Origin of the sequence: Rothia uropygialis (assembly GCF_004137765.1) — a bacterium.
In the GTDB taxonomy this organism is placed as follows: domain Bacteria; phylum Actinomycetota; class Actinomycetes; order Actinomycetales; family Micrococcaceae; genus Rothia.
The window spans coordinates 339,154-362,404 of sequence record NZ_NOIS01000002.1 but is presented as its reverse complement, the minus strand read 5'-3'; the positions used below and the strand labels follow the sequence as shown (position 1 = coordinate 362,404).

18 protein-coding genes are annotated in these 23,251 nt (G+C 59.2%); 11 read left to right on the top strand and 7 right to left on the bottom strand.

Features of this window, described 5'->3' with window-relative positions:
• Window positions 1–16 precede the first annotated feature (16 nt).
• From EWV35_RS05235 to EWV35_RS05215, 5 genes are read left to right on the top strand one after another with little or no spacing between them, the layout of a single operon-like run.
• Entirely contained in the window at window positions 17–1,357 is a 1,341-nt protein-coding gene (locus tag EWV35_RS05235; protein ID WP_129658789.1) for an MFS transporter, read from the top strand.
• Window positions 1,357–3,024 carry an amidohydrolase gene (locus tag EWV35_RS05230; RefSeq protein WP_129659609.1) on the top strand — a complete coding sequence of 556 codons (1,668 nt, stop codon included), beginning with the start codon at window positions 1,357–1,359 and terminating at the stop codon, window positions 3,022–3,024. Before EWV35_RS05235 ends, EWV35_RS05230 begins: the two co-directional genes overlap by 1 nt.
• 3 nt (window positions 3,025–3,027) lie before the next feature.
• The gene (locus tag EWV35_RS05225) at window positions 3,028–4,647 is read left to right on the top strand and encodes a thiamine pyrophosphate-binding protein (protein ID WP_129658787.1); all 1,620 of its coding nucleotides are present in this window, start codon (window positions 3,028–3,030) and stop codon (window positions 4,645–4,647) included.
• Between the two features lie 5 nt (window positions 4,648–4,652).
• Entirely contained in the window at window positions 4,653–5,663 is a 1,011-nt protein-coding gene (locus EWV35_RS05220; RefSeq protein ID WP_129659606.1) for a C-terminal binding protein, read from the top strand.
• Between the two features lie 20 nt (window positions 5,664–5,683).
• On the top strand, window positions 5,684–7,249 hold the full coding sequence (locus EWV35_RS05215) for a zinc-binding metallopeptidase family protein (protein ID WP_129658785.1): 1,566 nt from the start codon (window positions 5,684–5,686) through the stop codon (window positions 7,247–7,249).
• 532 nt (window positions 7,250–7,781) lie between these two features.
• On the opposite strand, the gene EWV35_RS05205 is transcribed toward EWV35_RS05215, so the two are convergent.
• The 4 genes from EWV35_RS05205 to EWV35_RS05190 form a co-directional block, all read right to left on the bottom strand.
• A complete protein-coding gene (locus tag EWV35_RS05205; protein WP_129658781.1) occupies window positions 7,782–8,825 on the bottom strand; it encodes a fatty acid desaturase family protein in 1,044 nt (347 codons plus the stop codon).
• A gap of 234 nt (window positions 8,826–9,059) precedes the next feature.
• Window positions 9,060–10,430 carry an APC family permease gene (locus EWV35_RS05200; RefSeq protein WP_129658779.1) on the bottom strand — a complete coding sequence of 457 codons (1,371 nt, stop codon included), beginning with the start codon at window positions 10,428–10,430 and terminating at the stop codon, window positions 9,060–9,062.
• Between the two features lie 53 nt (window positions 10,431–10,483).
• Window positions 10,484–10,732, bottom strand: a complete 249-nt coding sequence (locus EWV35_RS05195; protein ID WP_129658777.1) for a hypothetical protein — start codon at window positions 10,730–10,732, stop codon at window positions 10,484–10,486.
• A 471-nt stretch (window positions 10,733–11,203) separates the two neighbouring features.
• Window positions 11,204–12,118, bottom strand: coding sequence for a LysR family transcriptional regulator (locus EWV35_RS05190; protein ID WP_129658775.1), 915 nt, complete (start codon window positions 12,116–12,118; stop codon window positions 11,204–11,206).
• Window positions 12,119–12,189: 71 nt separating this feature from the next.
• Between EWV35_RS05190 and EWV35_RS05185 the strand changes: the two genes are divergently transcribed.
• The 4 genes from EWV35_RS05185 (at window position 12,190) to EWV35_RS05170 (ending at window position 16,374) form a co-directional block, all read left to right on the top strand.
• On the top strand, window positions 12,190–13,050 hold the full coding sequence (locus tag EWV35_RS05185) for an amidohydrolase family protein (protein ID WP_129658773.1): 861 nt from the start codon (window positions 12,190–12,192) through the stop codon (window positions 13,048–13,050).
• A 5-nt stretch (window positions 13,051–13,055) separates the two neighbouring features.
• Window positions 13,056–14,456, top strand: a complete 1,401-nt coding sequence (locus EWV35_RS05180; RefSeq protein ID WP_202976040.1) for an MFS transporter — start codon at window positions 13,056–13,058, stop codon at window positions 14,454–14,456.
• A gap of 475 nt (window positions 14,457–14,931) precedes the next feature.
• Entirely contained in the window at window positions 14,932–15,732 is an 801-nt protein-coding gene (locus EWV35_RS05175; protein ID WP_202976039.1) for a putative hydro-lyase, read from the top strand.
• A gap of 171 nt (window positions 15,733–15,903) precedes the next feature.
• Window positions 15,904–16,374: an OsmC family protein gene (locus EWV35_RS05170; protein WP_129658771.1), complete on the top strand. Its 471-nt coding sequence runs from the start codon at window positions 15,904–15,906 to the stop codon at window positions 16,372–16,374.
• A gap of 103 nt (window positions 16,375–16,477) precedes the next feature.
• On the opposite strand, the gene EWV35_RS05165 is transcribed toward EWV35_RS05170, so the two are convergent.
• Window positions 16,478–16,990 (bottom strand): GNAT family N-acetyltransferase, encoded by a 513-nt coding sequence (locus tag EWV35_RS05165; protein ID WP_129658769.1) that lies wholly within the window; start codon window positions 16,988–16,990, stop codon window positions 16,478–16,480.
• Between the two features lie 267 nt (window positions 16,991–17,257).
• Between EWV35_RS05165 and EWV35_RS05160 the strand changes: the two genes are divergently transcribed.
• Complete coding sequence (locus EWV35_RS05160) at window positions 17,258–18,706, top strand: sugar porter family MFS transporter (protein WP_129658767.1); 1,449 nt, start codon at window positions 17,258–17,260, stop codon at window positions 18,704–18,706.
• A 767-nt stretch (window positions 18,707–19,473) separates the two neighbouring features.
• The gene (locus EWV35_RS05150) at window positions 19,474–20,004 is read left to right on the top strand and encodes a quercetin 2,3-dioxygenase (protein ID WP_202976037.1); all 531 of its coding nucleotides are present in this window, start codon (window positions 19,474–19,476) and stop codon (window positions 20,002–20,004) included.
• 197 nt (window positions 20,005–20,201) lie between these two features.
• Here the strand turns inward: EWV35_RS05150 and EWV35_RS05145 are convergent, their stop codons facing one another.
• Both EWV35_RS05145 and pdxR read right to left on the bottom strand, forming a co-directional pair.
• Window positions 20,202–21,401, bottom strand: coding sequence for a 4-hydroxybenzoate 3-monooxygenase (locus EWV35_RS05145; RefSeq protein ID WP_129658763.1), 1,200 nt, complete (start codon window positions 21,399–21,401; stop codon window positions 20,202–20,204).
• A 253-nt stretch (window positions 21,402–21,654) separates the two neighbouring features.
• Window positions 21,655–23,145, bottom strand: coding sequence for a MocR-like pyridoxine biosynthesis transcription factor PdxR (gene pdxR / locus EWV35_RS05140; protein ID WP_129658761.1), 1,491 nt, complete (start codon window positions 23,143–23,145; stop codon window positions 21,655–21,657).
• Window positions 23,146–23,251 lie beyond the last annotated feature (106 nt).

Below are 23,251 nucleotides of genomic sequence, written 5' to 3'. Positions count from 1 at the left end.
AGCAAGGGAGCTCGACATGTCGTCCACGAATCTGGGCCGGGAGAAGACGCACAAAAAGGCGTTACGATCAGGTTTCGCTGCCGCCGTCGGCACCACAGTCGAATGGTATGACTTCTATGTGTACGCCACAGCGGCGGCCATTGTCTTTCCACAGCTGTTTTTCCCGGAAGTCGACAGGTCTCTGGGAACTCTGGCGTCGTTCGGAACGTACGCGGTTGCCTTCTTCATGCGGCCCATCGGCGGTGTTCTCTTCGGCCACATCGGAGACAAGATCGGCCGCAAGCCCGCACTGACAATTACTCTCTTGGTCATGGGCGTGGCCACCGTGCTCGTCGGCTGTTTACCCAGTTATGCCATGGCAGGGATGCTCGGTCCGATACTTCTCATCGTGTTGAGGATGTTCCAAGGACTGGCCGTTGGGGGCGAATGGGGTGGCGCCAGCCTTATGGCCGTCGAGACCGCGCCCGAGAAATGGAAGACCTTCTACGGAGGTTTCACCCAGCTCGGCAACCCGTTCGGTGCTCTCTTGTCCTCCGGAGCCTTCTGGGTGCTCGCAGCCATGGGCGACGATGTGCTCATGACCTGGGGCTGGAGGATCCCTTTCCTGTTCTCCTTGGTGCTTATCGGCGTCGGCATCTGGGTACGACTCCGAGTCGAAGAGACTCCTGTTTTCGAAGACAAGGTCGAAGGGGCCGAGCAATCGACACCGATTCTTTACGCGCTGAGGTTCAACTGGTGGCCGATTCTGCTCGGCTTCGGGATCGTTGCCATGTCATCCGGTGGCTACGTCGTGGCGACAAGTTTCGTTCAGAATTACGCCACCGACCCTGAAGTGGGTGTCAGTGCTCAGGTCATCCTCGCTGCCATGACGGTTGCGTCCTTCATCGAAGCCATCGTCACCCTGCCTTTGGCCTGGCTAGGAGACAAATGGGGCGGTAAAACGATCATGTATTTGGGCATCGGGCTGTCATTCCTGACTATGATTCCGCTCATTCTGGCCATCGAGGGCCGGAACGTTGTGCTCATCTTCCTCCTGGTCGCGCTCGTCCGACTGACCCTGTCCGGTGCGTGGGCGCCCTTGTCGACTTTGATGGCCCAGATGTTCAAGCCCCAGGCAAGGTACACGTCGATGTCATTGGCCTATGGCGTCGGCGCGGCGGTTTGGGGTGGTCTCTCGCCCGCGATTGCAAGCGGACTGCTGGCGGCCACTGACAGCATCTGGTCGGTCGTCGCCTTCTTCGGACTCCTTTCGCTCGTTGCCTGGTTGGGCACAGCGTTCGCACCCCAGTATTCCGATTCAGAGGGCGTCAGCAGGACCTCCACCAATTCGACCTTTCAACCCATAGGAGAGAAATGATGCGCAGGCTCGCCACATTCGACGATCGCAATTCTGAACCGACGATCATCACGGCCGGAAACATTCACACCATCGACGGTGACAAGCCGAAGGCCGAAGCCATGTTCATCGTGGGGGGCCGAATCGAAGCGGTCGGAACCCTGGCCGAGGTCGAGCAGGCCGCGGCAGGATACGAACCAGTCCGCGTCGAGCGCCCAGAAGCGACGATCGTCCCCGGATTTGTTGATGCGCACGCACATCCCCTCATGTACGGACAGTTGCTGACGTGGATTGACATCACTCCCGGCAACGCCGGGTCGATTCCCGAAATCATAGAGCTCATGCGTCGGGGCGCAGAAAAGTTGCCCGCAGGGGTGCCGATCCGTGGGTTCGGATACGAACAACGGAACCTCGTCGAACGTCGGCACCCCACCAAGGAGGAACTCGACAAGATCGCCACGGACCGTGAGGTTTACATCATGAATGCCTCAGGGCACGGGGGAGTCGTGAACTCTTTCACCTTCGAGAAATTCGGGATCACCAAGGACACCCCCAACCCCGAGGGCGGAGAGTTCTTCCATAATTCGGACGGCGAACTGACCGGGGAGCTCTCCGATGCGGCGTGCAACGTGCTCACGGGCCTGCACGGGGTCAAAATAGGCCATCATGGGCCCAATTTCCATCTTGGCGACGAACCGGCCGAGCATCAGCGGCAGCTCGACTTGGTACAGCGTGAATTCCTCGCGGGCGGAGTCACCGCGCTTGGAGACGCACAGGTGTCCAAACGGGAATTTGCTGCCTACCTCGAGATGGTTGATCGGGGCGCCCTGGAGATTCGTGTGTCCGTGTACTTCCTCTCCCACCTTCTCGATCAGGTCATCGAGCTCGGCCTGACCGGGCCTTTCGGGAATGCCTTCCTGTCCGTAGCGGGCATCAAGCTCTATGCCGACGGCACCCTGGGTGGTTGGACCGCATATTTCCCGGAAGGGTACGTGGGCGATCCCTGCCGCACGGGTCAGCTTTATCATGACCCGCGCGAATACAGTGAATTGGTGTCCAAGGCGCACTCCAACGGATTGCAGACGGCCACGCATGCGCAATCGCCGACGGCGATCACCATGGTCGTTGATGCCATCGAACAGGCTCTGACAGATCACCCGGACCCCGATGCACGGCACAGGATCGAACACTGCGGACTGCCCACTCCGGAAGACATCACCAGGATGTCCGAACTCGGTATCCGCCCCGTCAACCAGACGCAGCACTATTACAACTGGGGAGAGGGCGTCGAACAGGCGATCGGCACCCCCGGCGAGCGGTTCAACCCACTGGGCGAATTCCTCGCAGCCAATGTCCCAACGACTATTTCCTCCGACGCCCCTGTTGCAGAACCCCGTCCGCTCGAGGCGATCCAGGCCGCGGTCACTCGAGTGACGCGACGGGGCGCAAAACTCGGTCCCGACTCCCTGAGGATCACGGCAGTCGAAGCGTTGAAGGCACATACTCTCGAAGGGGCAAAGAGCCTGGGACGCGATGACGAGTTCGGAACGCTCACCCCCGGGAAGCGCGCCGACTTCGTCATTCTCGGCGACGACCCGTTGCTCGTCGATCCGACGGAGATAGCAGGAATCCCCGTGCTCGAGACCTGGGTTGACGGTCGGTGCCGTCATCAGTCGGAAGAGGCCTGAACGATGAAGACGCAGAAGAGGACCACCGGTTGGGCCGTCATGGAGATGCTGAGAGGTTACGGCATTGACACCGTCTTCGGCATTCCCGGGACCCACAACCTCGAGTTCTACCGTCCGCTGACCGACTTGGGCATTCGAGCGGTCACGACCCGACACGAGCAAGGGGCCGGATACGCCGCCGACGGGTGGTCATTGCAGAGCGGACTTCCCGGAGTCGTACTCACGACCAGCGGACCGGGCCTGCTCAACGCGCTTTCGGCCGCAGGCACGGCCTTCTGCGAATCCAGGCCGATGATCATCCTGTCACCGGGACAACCGCGTGGAGCCAAGTTCGCCGATGCAGGAACTTTGCACGAGACCAAGGATCAATTGGGTGCCGCCTCAGCGGTCGTTGAATGGGCGCGTCGCGTCACGACGGCCGAAGAAGCGATACGTGCCGTCCACGACGCCTTCGAGCTGTTCGCCACTTCCCGGCCCCGGCCGGTCTACATCGAAATCCCTCTCGACCTTCTCGACGAGGTCGCCGAGGTCGAACCGACGGTTCTCCGGCCCCTGGTATTCGACCCCGTGCCTTCTCCCGACGCCGAGGCCATTGCCGAGGCGGCACGAAGGCTGACCACGGCCGCGTCCCCGACTATTTTGGCCGGAGGCGGCGCCCGCTCTGCCTCCTCCGAGGTGCGGCACCTTGCTGAGCGTTTGGGAGCCCCCGTGGTCACAACGCTCAACGGCAAAGGCGTGCTGGACGAGACGCACCCGCTCTCTCTGGGCTCCAACCTGCGTTTGCCATCGATCCGCGAGTACGTCAGGTCGGCAGACGTGCTGCTGGTCATCGGGTCGAAGCTCGGAGACGCCGAACTCTGGGTTGATCGTCTTGACGCAACCGGTTTCGTCATCCGGGTCGATATCCTCGAATCGCAGATCAACAAGAACCAGCGGGCGGATCTCGGCCTCGTCGGTCATGCCCCCACCGTGATGGGCGCCCTTGTCCAGGAGCTCGGATACGGCGAGGCAAGGAGCCCGGAGCCCACGGTCGTCGAGCTCTTGAACGCTGCTCTCGACGATTGCTGGAAATTGTCCGTGCAGAACACTCAGCTGTCCGAGGACATCGTTTCTGCGCTGCCGGATGATGCGATTCTGGCAACCGACTCCTCTCGGATCGCCTACGGTGGCCTGCTCAATGTCTTCTCCGCGTCGAGACCGAACTCGACTCCGTACATGGGGACCTTCGCGACTCTCGGTTATGGACTGCCCGCCGCTCTCGGTGCACGGATCGCCGCTCCCGAAAGGGCGACTTTCGCCGTGATCGGAGATGGTGCGCTGATGTTCTCCGTGCAGGAATTCATCACGGTGGTCGAACAAGACCAGGACGTCACCGTGATCGTTGTCGACAACGGCGGCTACGGGGAGATCAGGCAGAATGAGGCGGATCTCGGCATGGCTCCGATCGGTGTTGACCTCGTTCAACCCGATTGGGTGGGGTTGGCTGCTGCTTTCGGAGGCGCGGGATCTCGTGTGAGGACGCAGGCAGAGCTGGCGGCTGCAATAGATTCCGCAGTGGCCGCCGGAGGTCTGCAGGTGATCCACATTGAGGTTGCCATGTACACCCACGAGGAGGATCTGTGACCACGATGAATCCGATTCCACTGGTTGCGGTCTACACCGATGTCGAGGACACGGACATCACGCCGGGCATCGCACTGCTCGAAGAGGCCGGATTTGAGGTCCGGGTACTCGGAACGCGAGACCCTGAAGCGATCGTCAGTGGTGGGCAGGGTGCCGAAGTCCTGCTACCCGGCTACTCAGAGATCACTCGAGACATGATCGAAAGGCTGCCGGATCTGAAGCTCATCTCGCTGATGTCTATGGGAACCGACAACGTGGATGTCGAGGCAGCGACCGAACACGGGATCTGGGTAACCAATGTTCCTGGTGCAGCCACGGAAGAAGTCGCCACACATGCTCTGTCCATCCTCCTGGCCGGCCTGCGTCAGCTACCGTTTTACACGCGCTCGGCCAATCCAGTGGACTGGAACGATCGGGCGCCAGTAGCGCCGCGTCGGTTGAGCGAGCTGACGCTCGGGGTGCTCGGCCTCGGCCGGATCGGGAAGAAATTGGCGCACTTGGCGTCCCCACTGTTCGCTGAGGTCATCGGATACGACCCGTACTTGCCGAACACTGCGGAGGTTCAGTCGGATATCGAACGGCTCGGGATCCGCAGGTGCGAACTGGCAGACGTGCAAACCCAAGCCGATGTGCTCTGCCTCCATCTTCCTCTGAGCCAGACCACTCAGACCATGATCGATGCGGATTTCATCGCGCGAATGCCGGATAAGTCCTTCCTCGTCAACGTTTCCAGGGGAGGCCTCATCGATCACTCGGCGCTTGCCTCCGCACTCGAATCCGGGCATCTGGCCGGCGCAGCGCTCGATGTACTCGATGAAGAGCCTCCTACTGACGAGCATCCGCTCGTGGGTCGAAGCGAGGTCATCATCACTGCGCATATCGCCTACTACTCCGATCGAACGCTCCTTGACTATGTGCGAATTCAGGCTCAGAACGCCATCAGCTTTGTACGGACCTGCCAACCCGATTCACCTGTAAATGCCCCGAAGCCCCAGGGTTTTCCTCCACACGACTGAAACATTCGAAAGAAGACTCAATGTCACCCATGCATTCCGCTGCCAAGGAGACCGCTCGTACCTGGATCGACGAGCACCTCGACGAACTCCTCGAATGGCACACGCACATCTGGGAACTGGCCGAGCCTGCATGGCGCGAATACAGGTCCCAGCGTTGGTACGTCGAGCTCCTACAGGATGAAGGCTTCGAGGTCGAGGACGGATCGGCAGGAATGCCGACGGCATTTTCGGCGGTGTGGTCAAACGGAGAAGGTCCGACGCTCCTGACGTACGCCGAATACGATGCCGTGCCGGGAAACAACCAGGCTGCCGGGACAACGGAGGCTCCGCGCGAGGGTCTGAGCCGTTTTTCTCCTGGACACACGGACCCGCATTCGGCCTTAGGGATCTCTACGCTGGCAGGATTGTTGGCCACCAAACACGCCATGGAGGTTTATCAGATCCACGGAACTCTGAAATACACGGGCGAGCCGGCAGAGAAAATGCACGGTTCGAAGGTCGTCCACGGTCTACGGGGCTACTACGACGACGTTGACGCCATCGTCTCGTTCCACCCCTTCTACATGCTTCCCCTGTGCAACACCGCTCGATGGGACACCCACTGCGGGGCCTACTACTCCAAGGTCTACAGTTTCGTCTGCGATCACCCCGAAACCTGGCAGACCTCGACGGCGGATCCGAACTCGCCCATTCCCGCGTCACACTCCGCAGCTCGGGCGCCGGGAGCAAATGTGGCGCTGTCACAGATGTACACCGCGTCCCGGACCATGCTCGATTCGATGCTTCCGGCCACCGGTGGCTGGAGCTTCTCCGATGCGATCCTCAGCGATGGGCAGGCCACAGCGGACAATCTGCCTCAGCGAGTAGCACGACTCCAGTTCTCCTGGCGCACACCCGACGTCGATATGGCCGAACATATCCTTGCGGTGCTCGACCGCAATGCAGCGGCGGCGGCGACAATGGCCCATTGCGACCTGGAGGAGAGGTGGGTCGCAAGAAGCCGCCCAGGACGAAAGAATCATGTCCTGGCGCAGGCGCTGTACGAGAACCTCGAACAGGTCGGTCCTCCCTCATACGGTCCCGAAGCGGTCGCGGTGGCACAAAGGATTCAGGAGAGCCTGGGCCACGAACCTACGGATCGTCCGTTTCTCGACAAGACCGAACAGCTCATCGAACCGGCCGAGGCGGAACGGTTGCTTCGCGAGCAGATGCCGGCTTGGCAACGGAATTGGACGAGCGATGACTACGTCGAAATGTCGCATTACGCCCCGCTTGTGCGTTTTTATGTTTCTCGCCCGACCCTCGCAACAGCGAAAGACGGGCACCAACACCCGTCGTGGGTGATGAACGCTCTGGGTGGGATCCCCGAGACGATCGCCCCGACGATTGTCACTGCGGGAAAGACCGTTGCCGGTACATTCCTCGATCTGTTCGATCGGCCGGAAGTCCTCGAAGCGGCGAAAGCTGAATTCGACCGACGAACTGAAGAGAAACCGATGCCCGCATTGCTGCCGAAAGAATTCGAGGCGCCGATCGAACTTCCCTGGCCGGACTATCAGGTGCGCGCAAATGCCCGACAATGGTGAGTCGTGTGGGAATCGGGAACCCCCTGACCGGTCGCCGGGAGCTGGTGTCGCTTTTCGGCTGCCGGCCCGTCATCGATAAGAATCACAGCTCGGCCGGCAAGCGTGACCGGCCGGCGTGTCGGCGATTCCGGTATTGCTCCATGTCTTGACCTCCCGATGGCCGCGGTAACGATGCGCCGCGGACCCGGCGAATTGACGCCGTCGGGGTTGCCTTGTTGACACCCGAGTCAGGGCCGACGGGTTTGCACCGGGCTACCGGGGAGGCAACGGGTGCCCGTCGATTTGGATGGTTCCCGAGGGACACTGGATCTCTGCGAGCCGTGTGGCGGTCCACTCACTCTGTGGCGGGTCAGGGTTCACAAGTTTCACGAATCCGTCGTATTCTTCTGGGTTCTGGAATACGTTCGGTGCTACAAGTCCGCAGTTTCCTGATGCGACACACATTTCCGCATGGACGGTAACTTTCATGGTAATCCTCCGTTTCGGCCCTCAGAGGATACTGTATCTCCGCGGGATTTACATTGATCGTTTTTCAACCTCGGTATTGCTGCACCAAGGGACAGACGTAAGGGTCCCTGTTTTTTAGTCCAACTTGGTTCAAATACGACACGACGGTTACTGCCGCCTCGGGCAGGGTTCTTTGTTCGTAAGGGATGTCGTATTGGTGGCAGTATTTGCGGACTATTCTTTGTAACGCGGGAAGGCTGGTCCGCGGTGCGGCGGGAAATAAGTGATGTTCGATCTGGTATTGGAGACCACCCATCAGAATTCGTACCAGCAGCCCGTCATGGATATTGCGGGACATGACCACCTGCCGACGGAGAAAATCGATGCGAGTTCCCGATGGAACAGTGGGCATCCCGATGTGGTTGAGTGCGAAGGCACCTCCCAAAAGGAGACCGAAGGAGCCAACTTGGACACCGATAAAGGCGACCGCCATACCTACAGGCAGCATGGTGAACAACAGTGTCAAATATGCGATGTGCCGAACGAGGATGAGGCTTATTTCCACGATCCGGTGGGCCACTGAAGGGGGAGAGAAGAGCATTTTGAGAGATTGGACGTGCAGGTTGAATCCCTCGAGAAGCAACAGTGGCACGAAGTAGACGCCTTGACGTGCGGCCAGCTTGGCACTCAGCCCGGTCCTTCGTTGACTGGCTTCGGGAGTAAACGTCAGTACCGTCGATTCGACGTCGGGATCCTTGCCCTCCTGATTGGGATGAGCGTGGTGGGTGTTGTGCTTGTTCATCCACCAGCCGTAGCTCATGCCCATGAGCGTCCCGGACAGGATTCGAGAAACCCATTCGTTCCATGCACGGGATGCAAAGACCTCTCGATGGGCGGCCTCATGAGAGAGAAAGCCTATCTGGGCCAACACGGCTCCGATCAGGGCGGCGGTGATCATCTGATACCAGGTCGCACCCAGGACGATCACGACGGCCAACAGTGCCAACAAGACTGCTACACATCCTAGGATCATTGACCAATAGAAAGTGTACTGTCGGCGGATCAAGCCTGCCTTATGGACTTCTTCACTCAGCTTCCGGAAGGCTCTGGCGTACTGGTCCGTGTTCATCGAGCTCTCCTTTGCGCCCTGATGCTGCGATCAACTCCCCCTTTGACTCATCGGGGAAAAACACATCGCTACTTCCTTAAGACTAGCAATAAAACAATTTGCCGCTAGCTGCCCGGCGTCATGATCAGATGGGCCCGGACATATTTCTTTCGCTTCCCTACCCGGATACAAGGTGTGAAGTGAATAAACCGTGATTGTCACGACCTGAGGAATCCACCCCGTGTCGCTGATAATTCACCCTCGGCCGCGATATCGCTTGATGAGGCAAAGGGCCGCGTAGATTACTAAGCCTATGACCATGATGGCCGCGCCTCTCAGCCAAACTTCACCTGTCTGCTGAGAGACCAGGACCAGGCAGGAGATCACGGCCAGGACCGGTACGAGAGTCCATGCACGGAAATGCTGGTGTGGAACTTCTTCGCGTCTCAGGACCAATACCGCGACGTTGGTACTGAGAAAGACGAGCAAGAGCAATATGACCACGGTCTCTGCCAGGATGGCCACGGAACCTGTCACCGTCAGGCCAATGGCGCACACTGTCGTCACGAGAATGGCAATCCATGGAGTTCGCCTGTGTGGAAGCACTCTTGCCAAAGGGGATGGCAGGATCCCTTGCCGAGCCATTCCATATGCCAGGCGACTGGCCATGATCATGGTCAGCAAAGATCCGTTTGCCACAGCGACTAGCGCAATCAGACTGAAGATCCAGGCAGGAATGGGCACGCCTGTCGCGCCCATCACAGTACTCAGCGGCCCCGAGGACTGCGCCAACGTATCCGAATCCACTGCAACGGACGCGGCAGTGCCGACGAGCGCGTACATCACGCCCGCCGTGATGAGAGCGCCGAAAAGGGCGCGCGGGTAAACCTTGCTGGGATGTCGGACTTCCTCAATGATGTTCGCTGAGGTCTCAAATCCCACGAATGAGTAATAGGACAGGATGGCCGCCCCCAGCACAGCCGGAATAGGCCGGACATCATCCGCAAAAGAAGTCGCCCGAGTGAGATCGCCCCCGTGGTTCCCCACGAGAACGCCTACGCATGCGATGACGAGCAGCAAACCACTGAACTCGATCATGGTCATGATCACATTGGACCGCAAAGATTCCTTGATTCCACGCATATTGAGCGCTGCCACCAAACAAAGAAATATAATTGCGCCCACTACTGGATCGATATGCACGAACGACCCGAGGTAATCCCCGGCGAAAGCAAGAGCCAAAGCCGCGGCGCTGACGACGCCAGCGGCCAGCATGGCAAAACCAACTAGATACGAAACCAACGGAGAGTTGAATGCTCTCTCGGCGAAGACGGCTGAGCCGCCGGCACGGGGATACTTGGTCACGAGTTCCGCGTACGAGGCCGCGGTCAGCAGAGCCAAAAGCAGGGCGACCGTCATCGGAATCCACGTAACGCCGCCGACTTGGCCAGCGATTTGGCCGACCAAGGCGTAAATGCCAGCCCCCAAGACGTCGCCGAGAATAAAGACGTAGAGCAGGAATCCGGTCACATTTCGTTTGAGACTTCTCGTGGCCGGGTCACTGGATGGAAGCCGGGCTGCGGCGGACCTGGCGGCACCCGGACTGTCTTGCGGATGCTTCGTCATGATGCTCCTTTGAAGGTCCTCTTGAGGATCAGAGTACTCCGGGGCCCGCCCTTCTATCCCGCATGCCCTCCCGGCGTCGTCGCAAGCCGTTTGAGGCTGCTCCGGGCGTGGGTGAGCTCTTCGACCAGACGGTGGCCGTCGATCTGCATGGAGCCGTAAACGGGCCACTGATGCGGGTCGTTCAGTTGCTGGTGCCTGGCTCGTTCAGCGATGGCGCTGTAGGCCGTGCGTGCTCGGCCGACAGCGGCGTCGAGGTGCTCGATATGCTCGGTGTCCTCGGGGCGGCGCAGTCCTTCCAGCACGCCAACGGCTTCGCCTACGTCGGGTAGGAACTGGCTGTAGTCGATGCAGAATCGGTTGTGCTGGGTTTTCGATCGATCCTCCGTATCGCGGATGGGATCAGCCCCGGGGTAGCACGGACGCCGTGGCCTACCTTTGCGGCCCGTTGGGCTTCATGCAGGACGTTCATGCGCAGCTGATCGATGTCGGCGTATCCGGTCCTAGGATCCGTTAGGAAATCTTTGGCGCGGATCAGTGGATGATCCACGATAGGGAGCTCGCGTCGGTGTGATCCGGTCTGCCCTGATTTGGGTGGTCGGGCTGTCCGCACCGTTCGCGCTGAGGGGCATCCGCCAACGGTGCCAGGGCAGTGACGAAGCTCGGCCGGCTTTGCCAGGCCGGGCCGCGAGACCCGAGACGTCACAGCGTGGCTGACGTTCAAAGTTGTGGTGCTGAATGTCGGTCGCAGTGCCGCCGGGCCATCTTCGCAGGGATTAAGAATTCGACGACCCGGTCACTTCAAAACCAGAGGCTTGGGCCAGTACTTCGAGCGCCGTCGAGGCGAGAAACTTGACGCGTTCGGCGGACAACCGACGTCGGTGTGCCAAGTAGATCCGAAGTTCCCGTAGCTCAGGTGATGCCCTATGACGCACAATGCCTGGCGTCTCTTCTGCCGAGGTCATGCAATGCGGTATGATGCCCGCCCCGATGCCGTCACGGACCAGCCTCATCGTCACCGGAATACTGTCGCAGGTGTTGGTCTCTGACCAGCCGTCTTGAGAGGAGAGCCAGTCGGCCACGATGGTGCTGATCGCAGATGGTCGAGGGTTGAGCAGGGTCTGATAAACGGCAAGATCCTCCGGTGTCACCACCTCAGGGAGCCCGATGTGCCCGTTGCTGATGATTTCGAGTCCCGTTGTAGCAAGCTCGAGGAGCACACAGTCCGCGGTCGGGTCGGGATCACTGACGAACGCGGCATCGAGTTCACCCCGTTCGAGAGCTTTCACCAAGAAGGTGCTTGCCCGGACCGTAAGATTCGTTTTGAGTCTCGGGTGCTCAGATTCCAGGGCCTGCAGGACTCCAGGAAGACCTGTCATGGAGAAAAGTTCAGAGCTGCCGATGCGGAGCAACCCCGTCCACGGTTGTTTGTCTTCGAGATAACCGTTGAGCGAGTCAATGGCCTGGAGTGCACGTTCGGCATAGGAGAGAAGCGAAACGCCTTCTGTACTCAACACCACGGTGCTTCCGTGCCGGTCGAACAAGGTCGCACCTGCCAGTTTTTCAAGTTCACGGACCCGTAACGATACTGCCGGTTGAGATATGTCGAGAGCCTCAGCAGCGGAACTAAAGGTTCCAAGTCTGCAAATCATGACGAACGTACGCAGCAACGGTATCGAAATGCTTCCCATAAGCTGATCTTATATAGATTGTGTACCTATGCTGATAGGTGTTCGCGCTCACGATATTTATCGTGAAAAATATGCCTCAGTCACAAACACCTCTCTGTATCGCGTCAGCTCCCGGCCAACCAACCGGAATCGACTGCCACGCGCACGTCGTACGTCGAGATGCCCCCTTATCAGCTCTCCGTCACTCCAGCCCAACGGTAGACGCCTCGGCAGAAGACCTGCTTGCGAATATGGATCGCAACAATATTTCCCATGCCGTCCTGACTGCACCGAGCTTTTACGGGAATGACAATTCACTGCTTCTGGAGGCGGTGGCGCAAGGCAATGGTCGATTCTTGGGCACTGCACAAGTGGCTCCGGGAACCAGCGGAAGCGAACTCATCGAATTGGCCTCGCAGGGGGTCTCCGGGCTTCGGCTGAACTGGTGGCAGCTGCCTGATCGGCCGGATCCTGCAGATGCCGAGTATCAGCGGCTCTTTCGCAATGCGGCAAAGTTGGGGATGCATATCGAAGTCTTGATTGAACCAGAGCATTTATCCCAAGTCGGACAAGCAGTCCTTGATGCGGGTGCGGACCTAGTGATTGACCATTTCGGTCTCATCCATGACCTCTCGACGCCTTGTGGAAGCGTCGTAGCCGAGTTTCTGGCTACGGGGCGCACGTGGGTGAAACTCTCAGCCCCGTATCGACTGGCCATCAGTGACCACGCTCTCCAACTGGCTAGGCAACTTCAGGAAGAGAGAGGGGACAGGATCCTGTGGGGCAGCGATTGGCCATGGATCAGTCATGAAAACGAGGGACTCCGGTACGACGAGCTGTTGGGGCAGCTGGGCGTCTGGTTCCCCCAATCTGAGCACCAGCGCCAGGTTCTCGTTGAGAATCCTGCGACGTTGTTTGCGGATTTTCTCCAAAACACAGTCAAGGGAGTCTGAGTTTGATGACAATGAACAGCCCGCAGACATACGGAACGGCCGAGAGACTCGACCGGCTGCCACACTCACGGCATATAACGTTGATCGTCTTTCTGATCTCCCTGGGTACGTTCTGGGATGCCTACATGCTGTATTCCATCGGTCCCATCTCGTCGACTTTTCTGTCGTCACTCGGGGACGAACAGCTGGCCACCAGAGCGCCCACGGCCCTGTTCTTCGGAACGTTCCTCGGCGCGATCATATTCGGCCGGCTGGCTGACCGAATTGGACGACGCAACGCGTTTACCCTCAACCTCAGCATCCTCGCGGTCGGCAACATCTTCGCGGTTCTGTCACCTAACGGTGTCATCCTGATTATCGCCCTGATCATTGCGGGCCTGGGCACGGGTGCGGAGATCCCCTTGTCGTCGACCTATACACAAGAATTCATGCCTGCGGGTCGGCGCGGTAAGGCAACTGCGCTCATGCTTGCCTTTGGGTTCCTCGGTGGCACTGTCGGCGGATTCGTTGCTCGTTTCATTGGGCCGGCAGAGAATTTGCCACTGTCTGGGTTTAGGATCGCCCTGCTGATCGGTGCAGCAGGGGCATTGGTGACGATCTTTATTCGCCGGCGCGTCCCCGAATCGCCGCGCTGGTTGGACCGGAAGGAGCGCTACGCAGAGGCGGACGCGATTCTTTCGGGGATGGAACAACGCGTCATGGCTGAACGGAATCTTTCCGAATTGCCCGAGCCCCAACCGGCCCCGCCGATGGACTCCACGCTGCAGAAATCGAGTAAAACTATTGATCTGTTGCGTCCGGCGTACCTCCGGCGAACCCTTTGCGTGTGGATCATCGAACTCTTTCAGGGATTCGGTGCTTACGGTTTCACGACGTTCGTCCCCGTCATCCTGACTGCCAAGGGATACTCGATTGTTGATGCTCTCGGATATACGGCCCTGATCCAGATTTCTTATCCGATCGGTTGCCTGGTCGCTTCGCAAATAACCGACAGGATAAACCGTAAGTGGGGTATGACTCTCTTCTACACGCTCAACATGCTCTGTGGCGTAGCTTTCTACTTTTCCGACACGGTACCCATGATCCTGCTCTTCGGGTTCCTGACGGAAATGCTGGTTTTCATCGATGGACCAATGCTCCACACTTATGAGGTGGAGATTTATCCCACCCACTTGCGTGGACTGGGAGCCGGCACAAGTTTTGGGCTGAGCCGGCTAGGAGGTTTCCTCGCCCCGCTCGCAGCCGGAGGAATTCTTGCTTTGGCCGGGCAAAATGGAGCTACCTACCTCATTGTCACTGCCGCGGGAAGCTGGTTGGTCTGCGCAGCTACCGCAGCGGTTCTGGGTATTAGGACCAAAGACGTGAGCCTGGAGAGACTCGAATCTTCGCTCAAGCGCATTTCATGAAGCATCTTGGCTTCGCCCCGGCTTATACGAAGGACCTGGCTGTCTGGAAGGCCCCGTAGACCACACTGTTCAGCTGCAACAGACCGAGGATTTGGCTGTTGTCTTCAACGATCCAGAAGAACCCGCGTGATGCTTCTCGATCGCACAGGCTTGTGCGATCGCTGTTTTCTCCCGTGGATCGGTGTAGAACGAGTCCGCTCGTACCGATGAACCGGTACGCATGTGTTCGCGATTGCGCGTGTAGAAAGCTGCTAAAGAGGTGGCGTCGGATTCCTGATGCGAGCGACGTGTGAGTCTGCTGGTACGCGGCGGTCGCAACCCGTCGTTCCGAACCGTCGCGAAGAGTCACGTGTCCACAGCAGGGGTTTCTCCTTGGGTACGGTGGGATTCGTTCTGACATGGGTGCTGACTGCACTGGCGTTCAGGCCAGTATTCGGTTTGCTCCAGTTCTTTTGTCCGCTCGAAAGGGAGAAAAATGGTAGTAGAACCTGACGCTCAGACAGCTCGTACTATGAGCCCGGAGAGCGCTCGAGCGACTTTCCATGCCGGACTCAACCGGACAACCTCCGGCTGGGCCGATGGATGGGTGCAATGCAATCTGTTGTCGGTTGAAAAGAATACCGCGCGTGATCTGATGATCTTTGCGCAACGGAACCCGAAAGCCTGCCCGCTCTTGGATGTGCTGGAACCAGGTCAGTACTCCAGCTCGAGGTTTCGGGGCGATGTCAGGACCGATCTGCCGGGCTATGTCATTTACGAGGACGGGAAACCTCCCGTAGCGTCCAACAACGGCAAGGATTTTTGGAAGGACGAGTTCTATACCTTCTTGATCGGTTGCTCTTTCACCTTCGAAAATGCATTTCGTAGGCTGGGTGTTCCGGTGCGCCACGATGAAGACGGCCGAACGGTTCCGATGTACCGAACAAACATCGATTGCGCCGCCGCGGGCCGACTGAGTGGACCCCTGGTGGTCACCCTTCGTTACATGCCCGCGGCCTTGGTGGCTGACGCGGTCCGAATCAGCTCCCGTTACCCCTCTTCTCACGGCGCGCCAGTTCACGTGGGGGACCCAGCAGAATTAGGTATCGAAGATGTCAGCAAGCCCGACTGGGGCGACCCGCCGGTGAAGAAGGCGGGGGATGTGCCGATGTTCTGGGCCTGCGGTGTGACACCACAGGCCGTGGTCATGAGTAGCAATATCGAATACGCAATCGCACATGAACCGGGGCGAATGGCCATCATGGATATTGCCGAGGAGTCTGTACAAGCGCCCTGAGCGCAGTCAATCGCAGCTTGTCCGGTGGGGCTTGTTCTGCGGTCTGGAGGACCATCCAACGATCCGGGGAGCTACCCGGCCCCTGGGTTCGTTGAGGGAGAAGCATCTACCTCTCCAGACGAGGGTCGGGTATACCTGCCTACAAGACCAGGAGACAGGGGAAACGATCCGATGCCAGATACGCATTCGTACGATGTGACCATCACATGGACCGGCAATCTGGGTCCGGGCACAGACTCTTACACGAGCTTCAACCGTGATCATCGCGTTGAATCCGCAGGTCTGCCTCCTATAGAGGGATCAGCCGACCCGGCATTTCGGGGTGACCCGGATCGGTGGAACCCGGAGCAATTGCTTGTGGCATCGCTGTCGCAGTGTCACATGCTCTGGTACCTGCACCTCGCAGCTTCGGCAGGCGTGGCCGTCATCGCATACCGGGATCGCGCCGAGGGCGTCATGGTTATGGGTCCTGACGGATCGGGCCGGTTCGAGAGGGTGATCCTGAACCCACGGGTCACGATCTCTATGGAGAGCGACCCGGACAAAGCTCTGGCCTTGCACGGTAGCGTCGGACAGTATTGCTTCATTGCACGGTCGGTGAATTTCCCAGTGGAGCACAAGCCGGAGATCGCATGGGATTGAACCAGGCCAGGATGTCTTCGAGGTGTTGCATTATCGACCGGCTCGGTGCGGCAATGTGGCGCCGGGGAAGCTCCCTTGGCCTCTGTTTCATATGTTCGTGCGATCAGTTGGCCTTGATCATCGCGCAACGCTGGGAGCCATCGATGCCAGGCAGTCCGGCCTCAAACCGGGAAATGCGCAAGAGCTCGGGCCCCATGTTGGCCCCAGCGAGGACTTGGTAGCCGAGACGCGCATAGTACGGGAGGTTCCAGGGAACAGTCGTGAAGGTCGTCAGGGTTGTACCAGAGCAACCACGGTCCCGTCCCCAAGACTCCACGAATTCGATCATCTGTCGTCCGTACCGGTGTCCGGCGTGAACCGGGTCGACGGACACCTGGGCGACGTGGGCGTTAGCATCGACCAGGTCGGCAGCAACGTAGCCGACTACTTGGCCGTCCACCTCGGCGACCCAGAGGTGATGCACGTAAATAGCTTCACGAAGTTCCCCGGCCTCTGGTCTGTGATCAGCGACCTCCGGCATCCCCACCGAGCGGAAAGCCTGGCCGGCGTCGACCTCGATTGCGATGATCCGCGGTATGTCACTCTCCGCGGCTTCACGGATCCTACATTTGAGCATACGGCCATTTTTGCAGGTCACCCCGGCTTCATGCGCCAGGTTCGGTACACCCAATCCGGATTGAAAGCATAGGCGTTGACGAGCGCGTTGACCCGAGATTCCTCTTGGCGCTCGACGCCGTTGATGCGACCGGACAGCTACCTGCGGGCGCGACGGCGCGTCACTTCCGGCCTCTGTTGAGTTGACGGCTGGTCGGAGTATTGTTGCTGGCGAAACTTGCGCCGAGGCTAAACGGCCGCAGGTTGCAGTCGATTGGAGATGGGCAGAATGACGGCGGATTCTAACAAGAGCATCAATGCGACCAGTGGCCATGGGAAGGCCGTGGGTGTCTCGATTGCCGCCGCAGTTGGCGGCTTTCTTTTTGGCTTCGACTCCTCGGTCATCAACGGCGCCGTCGACGCGCTGAGCTCCCACTTCGAATTGGGCTCCTTTCTCTCGGGGTTTGTCGTCTCGATCGCGTTGCTGGGCTGCGCCGTCGGCGCCTGGTATGCCGGGCGGCTGGCGGACAGTTGGGGTCGCCGTAACGTGATGTTGCTGGGCGCCGCCATGTTCATCGTCAGTTCGGTCGGATCGGGCTTGGCTTTCTCCGTGGTCGACCTGTTGATCTGGCGTGTGATCGGTGGCCTGGGAATCGGTATCGCCTCGGTGATCGCGCCGGCGTATATCTCCGAGGTGGCGCCGGCCAAGGGCCGTGGTGCTCTCGGGTCCTTGCAACAGTTGGCGATCACGATCGGCCAGTTAGTCGTACTCAGCTCCAACAAGGGTCTCGCCGGTGCCGCCGGCGGTTCATCGCAGGACTTGTGGCTGAATATCCCGGCATGGCGGTGGATGTTCTTGGTCGGTGTTATCCCGGCTGTCGTCTACGGCGTCTTGGCTATGTCGATACCCGAATCGCCGCGTTTCCTCGTCTTGCGTGGTCGTTACGACCAGGCCGCGAGCGTCCTGAAACGAGTGTCAGGGGAATCCGACCCGGACGCCAAAGTCGAGGAAATTCGTCAAACGCTCCAGAAAGAACACAAGAGCACATTCAACGACATTCGTGGCAATAGATTCGGTCTTCAGCCGCTGGTATGGGTTGGAATCATCATCGCGGCGTTCCAGCAGCTCGTCGGTATCAACGCGATCTTCTACTATTCCACGACCCTGTGGAAGTCCGTCGGGTTCAGTGAATCCGACTCCTTTACGACGTCGGTCATTACTGCGGGGATCAACGTCGTCATGACCGTGATCGCGATGCTGCTCGTGGACCGGATCGGCCGCCGGCGACTGCTGACCATCGGATCAATCGGGATGTTCCTGTCGCTGTTGCTCACCGCGATCTCCTTCTCCCAACAACTCGGCAGCGGCGACAACGTTTCGCTGCCCGGCGCATACGGACCACTCGCGCTGATCGGGGCGAACGCCTTCGTCGTATTCTTCGCCCTCTCCTGGGGCCCGGTCATGTGGATCCTGTTGGCTGAAATGTTCCCCAACAGAATGCGTGCCATGGCCCTGGCCATCGGCACCACCTCGAACTGGATCTTCAACTTCATCGTCACGTTCGCTTTCGAACCCATGACGCAACGAGTCGGTCTGTCTTGGCTTTACGGAGCGTTCGCCTTCTTCGCGCTGGCCTCGTTCTTCTTCGTCCTGCGATTCGTGCCCGAGACCAAACAACAAGAACTCGAAACCATGACGGGACAAACACACCAGCGGCCCACGACTCCGCATGCCTAAGGTTGTGCTTCAACTGCGGCATCACTGACCGAGGGGCAGCAGACGTTGATGAGGCCGCTGGGCAGTGCCGATAGTATGCCCGGGAGCATATAGACGGTTGAAGCTGGGTAAGCGGATCCGGGGGAGCATACCGTAATGACCATAGCTGGCGTCTCGATGGGCTTTAAACGTCTCGAACACCCGGGCCCTGATCCCAGCCGAGGGTATTGGTGAACGTCAAAATCGAGATTCTCGCCTTTTCTCCGCCTCGTCCTCATCCAAAGTTGGATGTGGTTCGTCCTCGGGGACCGGCGCCGCCTCGTGGCCGGCCCGTGAACATATGGGCGCATGGTGCCTGATGGCCTCTTCGGAGCCGAACCGCGAGGCCTGACTTTTCCCAACGATTCGCGGCCGAACGCTGCGCGATGATCAGCATCGATTATCGCCTGGCACCGGCCCAGCCTCATCCTGCTCAGGCTCATGATCTTCCTGAGGCGAGCCGTTTTCCTTCGATTGCACCTTGCGGGTTTGACCCTTGATCCAGAACGAATCCCTGTACCTGCGCTAGGCACAGGCAGCGACCGCATCATCATTGATCGAAAGTGACTTCTGCGATGACTACCGCTTCCGCCATCGCCCGCTAGTATCACTCCAGATCCGGAAGAGACCATAGAAAGGCGTCACAGTCTGGTCCCGGTTCTGGACTCGGTTCCCGGAGAACCCGTCCCTTATGTCCTGGCCGCGGGGAGGGGAACCATCTCCAGCCGGGTCCCTACCATCTGACCGTCATGTCCCGTGCCATCGGAATCGACCATGATGAGCTGGAAGCCTGCGGGTTCACCTTTTACAAGCGGAGCTACCTCTCCGAGCTCGGGCCGCGGATCGACCGTTTGCCGCGGGACAAGCGGGTATTTTCCTTGGAAGACGGTGAAGGGGACCGGTTGGAGCAGTTTGGGCAGATCAACAGTTTCGTGTGCCGCCCGAGGCACACGGACAATCAGTTCCTGGTCGTGCAGACCCGGGGATCCAAGTCGCCATATATTCCCCGGCACTTCCATCGACTTCACCCCGAGACCTTCATCTGTCTGGATGGTCACCTCACATTGAACATCAACGAGCGAGAAGTTGTTCTTTCTCGCGGAGATTATGTGTGTCCGTCAGCCGAAACGATCCACTCCTTTGCTTTCACGGGGCACAACACTCAGATGCTAGGTGTGTTGACCACCGGGGTATTCGAAAAGTTCTTTGGCTACATGAACAGCGCCACGGATGCCCGAGTCCAGCTGGAGAACGGGGGGCGAGCCGGAATTCCCCGCTGAGGCATTCGTCAAGGTTCAGGCGGAGCTCGACGTCGAGGCCGTGGGTCCTGCGGAGGGTTGACGCAGGGGTCGCGATCCTTCGCGCCGAGATCGGCTGACTGCCGCCAGCGTTGTGCCTCGTGCTCGACCGAAGAAAGCAAAACCGCATTATTGCGCCACTAAGGGGGCGTGGGTTCCCCACAACGTCTCTCTGCCCATCAGACAGCGGACGCCGGCGTGTCCGGCCAGCCGGTGTACTGCTCAGCCAAGAACGCCTTGCCGTGCTGTGAATCGACGACGGCGCGCAGTTCTCCCAGCCGCCGGGCCGCATTGAACTCATTCTCGTCCGGCTCCTGGTGCAACATACCAGTCATCCAATACGAGAAATTCTGCGCCTTCCAGACCCTTGCCAGGGCCGTGTCCGAGTAGTCCGCGAGGAGGCGCTCGTCCTCGTCGCGAACCGCAGCAGCCAGGGCCGGGGCGAGGACACGTACATCCGCCAGTGCCAGATTGAGGCCCTTAGCTCCGGTCGGAGGGACGGTGTGGGCGGCGTCGCCAGCGAGGAAAAGATGCTCGTGATGCATGGGATCGCACACGAAGGAACGGAATTTCAGCACGGTCTTGTCGAAAATGGGACCGGTCTTCAACCGCAAACCGTCCGGGCCCTCCACACGCTTCTGAAGCTCGGCCCAAATATCCTCCTCACTCCAGGAATTCGGATCCGTTTCAGGATCGCATTGAAAATACATGCGCTGAACATCGGCACTGCGTTGCGAGATCAACGCGAAACCGTGCGGAGACCGTGCATAAATGAGTTCGGGGGCACTCGGGGGAGCCTCGGTAAGGATTCCGAACCAAGCGAACGGATACTCACTCACGTAATGCCGGCGGAGTCCTTCCGGAATCGATGCGCGACAAACCGACCGGGAGCCGTCCGCGCCGACGACGTACCGGGAGCGAATCTCGTGGGGTGTTCCGCCTTCGTCGACGAAATACACCCCGGGGCTATCAGACTCGATGTCCATGGGCCGAGCCTCGGTCACGTTATAGCGGACGTCCATCCCGTGTCGATGGGCTGCCGTGGCGAGATCGTGGAAGAGCTCATTCTGCGGGTACAACCAAACCGATTCTCCCACCAATGCTTGGAAATCCACACGATGGGACTGCCCACCGAAGCGCAGATCAATGCCGTCATGTCTGTGACCCTCCGAAAGAACACGTGAATTGAGATCCTCGTGGGAGAGCATCTCGACGGAGCCATGCTCAAGAATCCCGGCTCGGTGGGTTCGGCGGATTTTCTCTTCGAGCCGGGAATCCACGTTAACCGTGGACAGCCCCTCACGACGCAGCAGGTGGGCGAGCATCAGACCTGCCGGGCCCGCCCCGATAATTGCCACGTCCACCGAACGATCACTCATGACTTTCCCTCCTGAATTTGTGCCAGCTCACACCGAGCCCGTTCGAATCCCTAACCAGTGTTCGCATCCCGTACATCTGGTCGAGGAGAAATTGCGTCGCTGGCGCGGGCCGCGGACCGGCCACGGTTGCCTCACTCCTGCGATACGCTCCTGTCCGCCCGTTTCTTGGGGTTACACCGCGCCCGAGACCACAACCTGTTGAGGGGCCTTCCGTCCTGGATCCCTCGACCGGAAGGAGGCACACTGAGCCCGGTCAAGGATGTGAACTATCGAACAAACTCGCGAGTTTCAGCATTCCCGGTTCGATCCGGTCATGGTGAATGGATGCAAAGCCGATCCTTAGATAGCAATTGTCGGCCTGGGGACCAGTGAAATATTTTTCGCCGGAATCGAATAAAATTCCTTGCTTTTTGGCTCGGTGTTGCAGTTCTCCAGTGTCTACGCGATCGGGGGCTTTGAGCCAGAGGCCGGTGCCACCTGGTGGGAGCAATTGCCTGTGTGGGAAGACTTCGCGAGCGATCTTGGTTGCTGTGTTCCATCGAGTATTTAAAGCTCGCCTATAGGACTGCAATGACGCCTTGAAATCGCCACTTTGATACATCAGGGCCACGGCCCGTTGAATCTGTCCAGGCGGTTGCCTGTGTTGGTACCGCCTGATCCTTCGCAAGATGGTGATGAGAGGCTCCGGCCCAACCAAAAAGCCGATACGGATTCCCGGTGCCAGAACCTTGGACATGGTGCCAAGATAGATGGTCCGGCCGTTGGGGTCCAAAGCGGCCATGGCAGGGGAGGGCTGCCCCTCATAACGCAGTTCCGAGTCGTAATCGTCTTCGATAATGATGAAGTTGTGCCGGACGGCATCGGCAATAAAGTCAAGGCGACGTTTGGCCGTCAACGTGACGTTGGTGGGATGCTGGTGACTCGGCGTGAGGTAGACCAATTTCGCATGCGAATACGACTTCTGCGGAACGGCCCCCTCGGCGTCCACGGGGAGGGAACCAAGCCTGGCGCCCGCCCGCGAAAAGACGTGGCGGGCATCCACATATCCTGGGCTTTCCACCAACGCGGCATCGCCCGGATGCAAAAGGCATTCGCTGAGTAACTGTAGCCCCTGTTGGCTTCCCAAGGTCACGAGCACATTTTCCGGTTCAACAAAAATTCCCCGTGCCGGCAAAATCTGCTGACAGATGTTTTCCAACAGCAACGGGTCGTCCACGAGGACGTCGTCCAAACTGGCGTGACGGTGTTCGTCATCGCTCAAGGAGGCCTTGAGCGCCCGTAGCCAAGCGGCTGTGGGGAAGTAGATGGGGTCATGTTGACCGGTGACGAAGGGGTAGTCGTACGTCCACCAACGCGGTTCCCTGTCCAACTCGGGCAGAGGCGGGGCTGCCGTGGACGCCAGCTGAACCCAGTCGACCTCCCGCGGGGTGCCATGAAGGCCTGAATCGTCGTCGTGGTCAACGGCAATAGGGCTGATGTGGTGGCTGACAAAATACCCGGAACGTGGTTTGGCCACAATGAACCCGTCCTCGAGCAGACCGCTGTATGCAACTTGGACGGTGGTTCTGGAAATGCCGAATATCTCTGCGATCTGGCGGCCCGAGGGAATCCTCGTTCCGGTGGGCCAAATACCAGAAGCGATGAAACCCTCCACCGTCCGTCGGACACGGAGGTGCAATGGCGTGCCCGGCGGGGCTTGAACCAACGCAAGGTCCTTCGGCATCTGTTGCCGTGTTCTAGCCATGTGTCGAGAGTAACAGGCCGGTCCTCATTCTGGCATGGTAGATGATCTGCATTCTGGCCCTTGTCCAGGCCAGCAAGCGCCAGAATAATGTGACTCGGTCCACTTC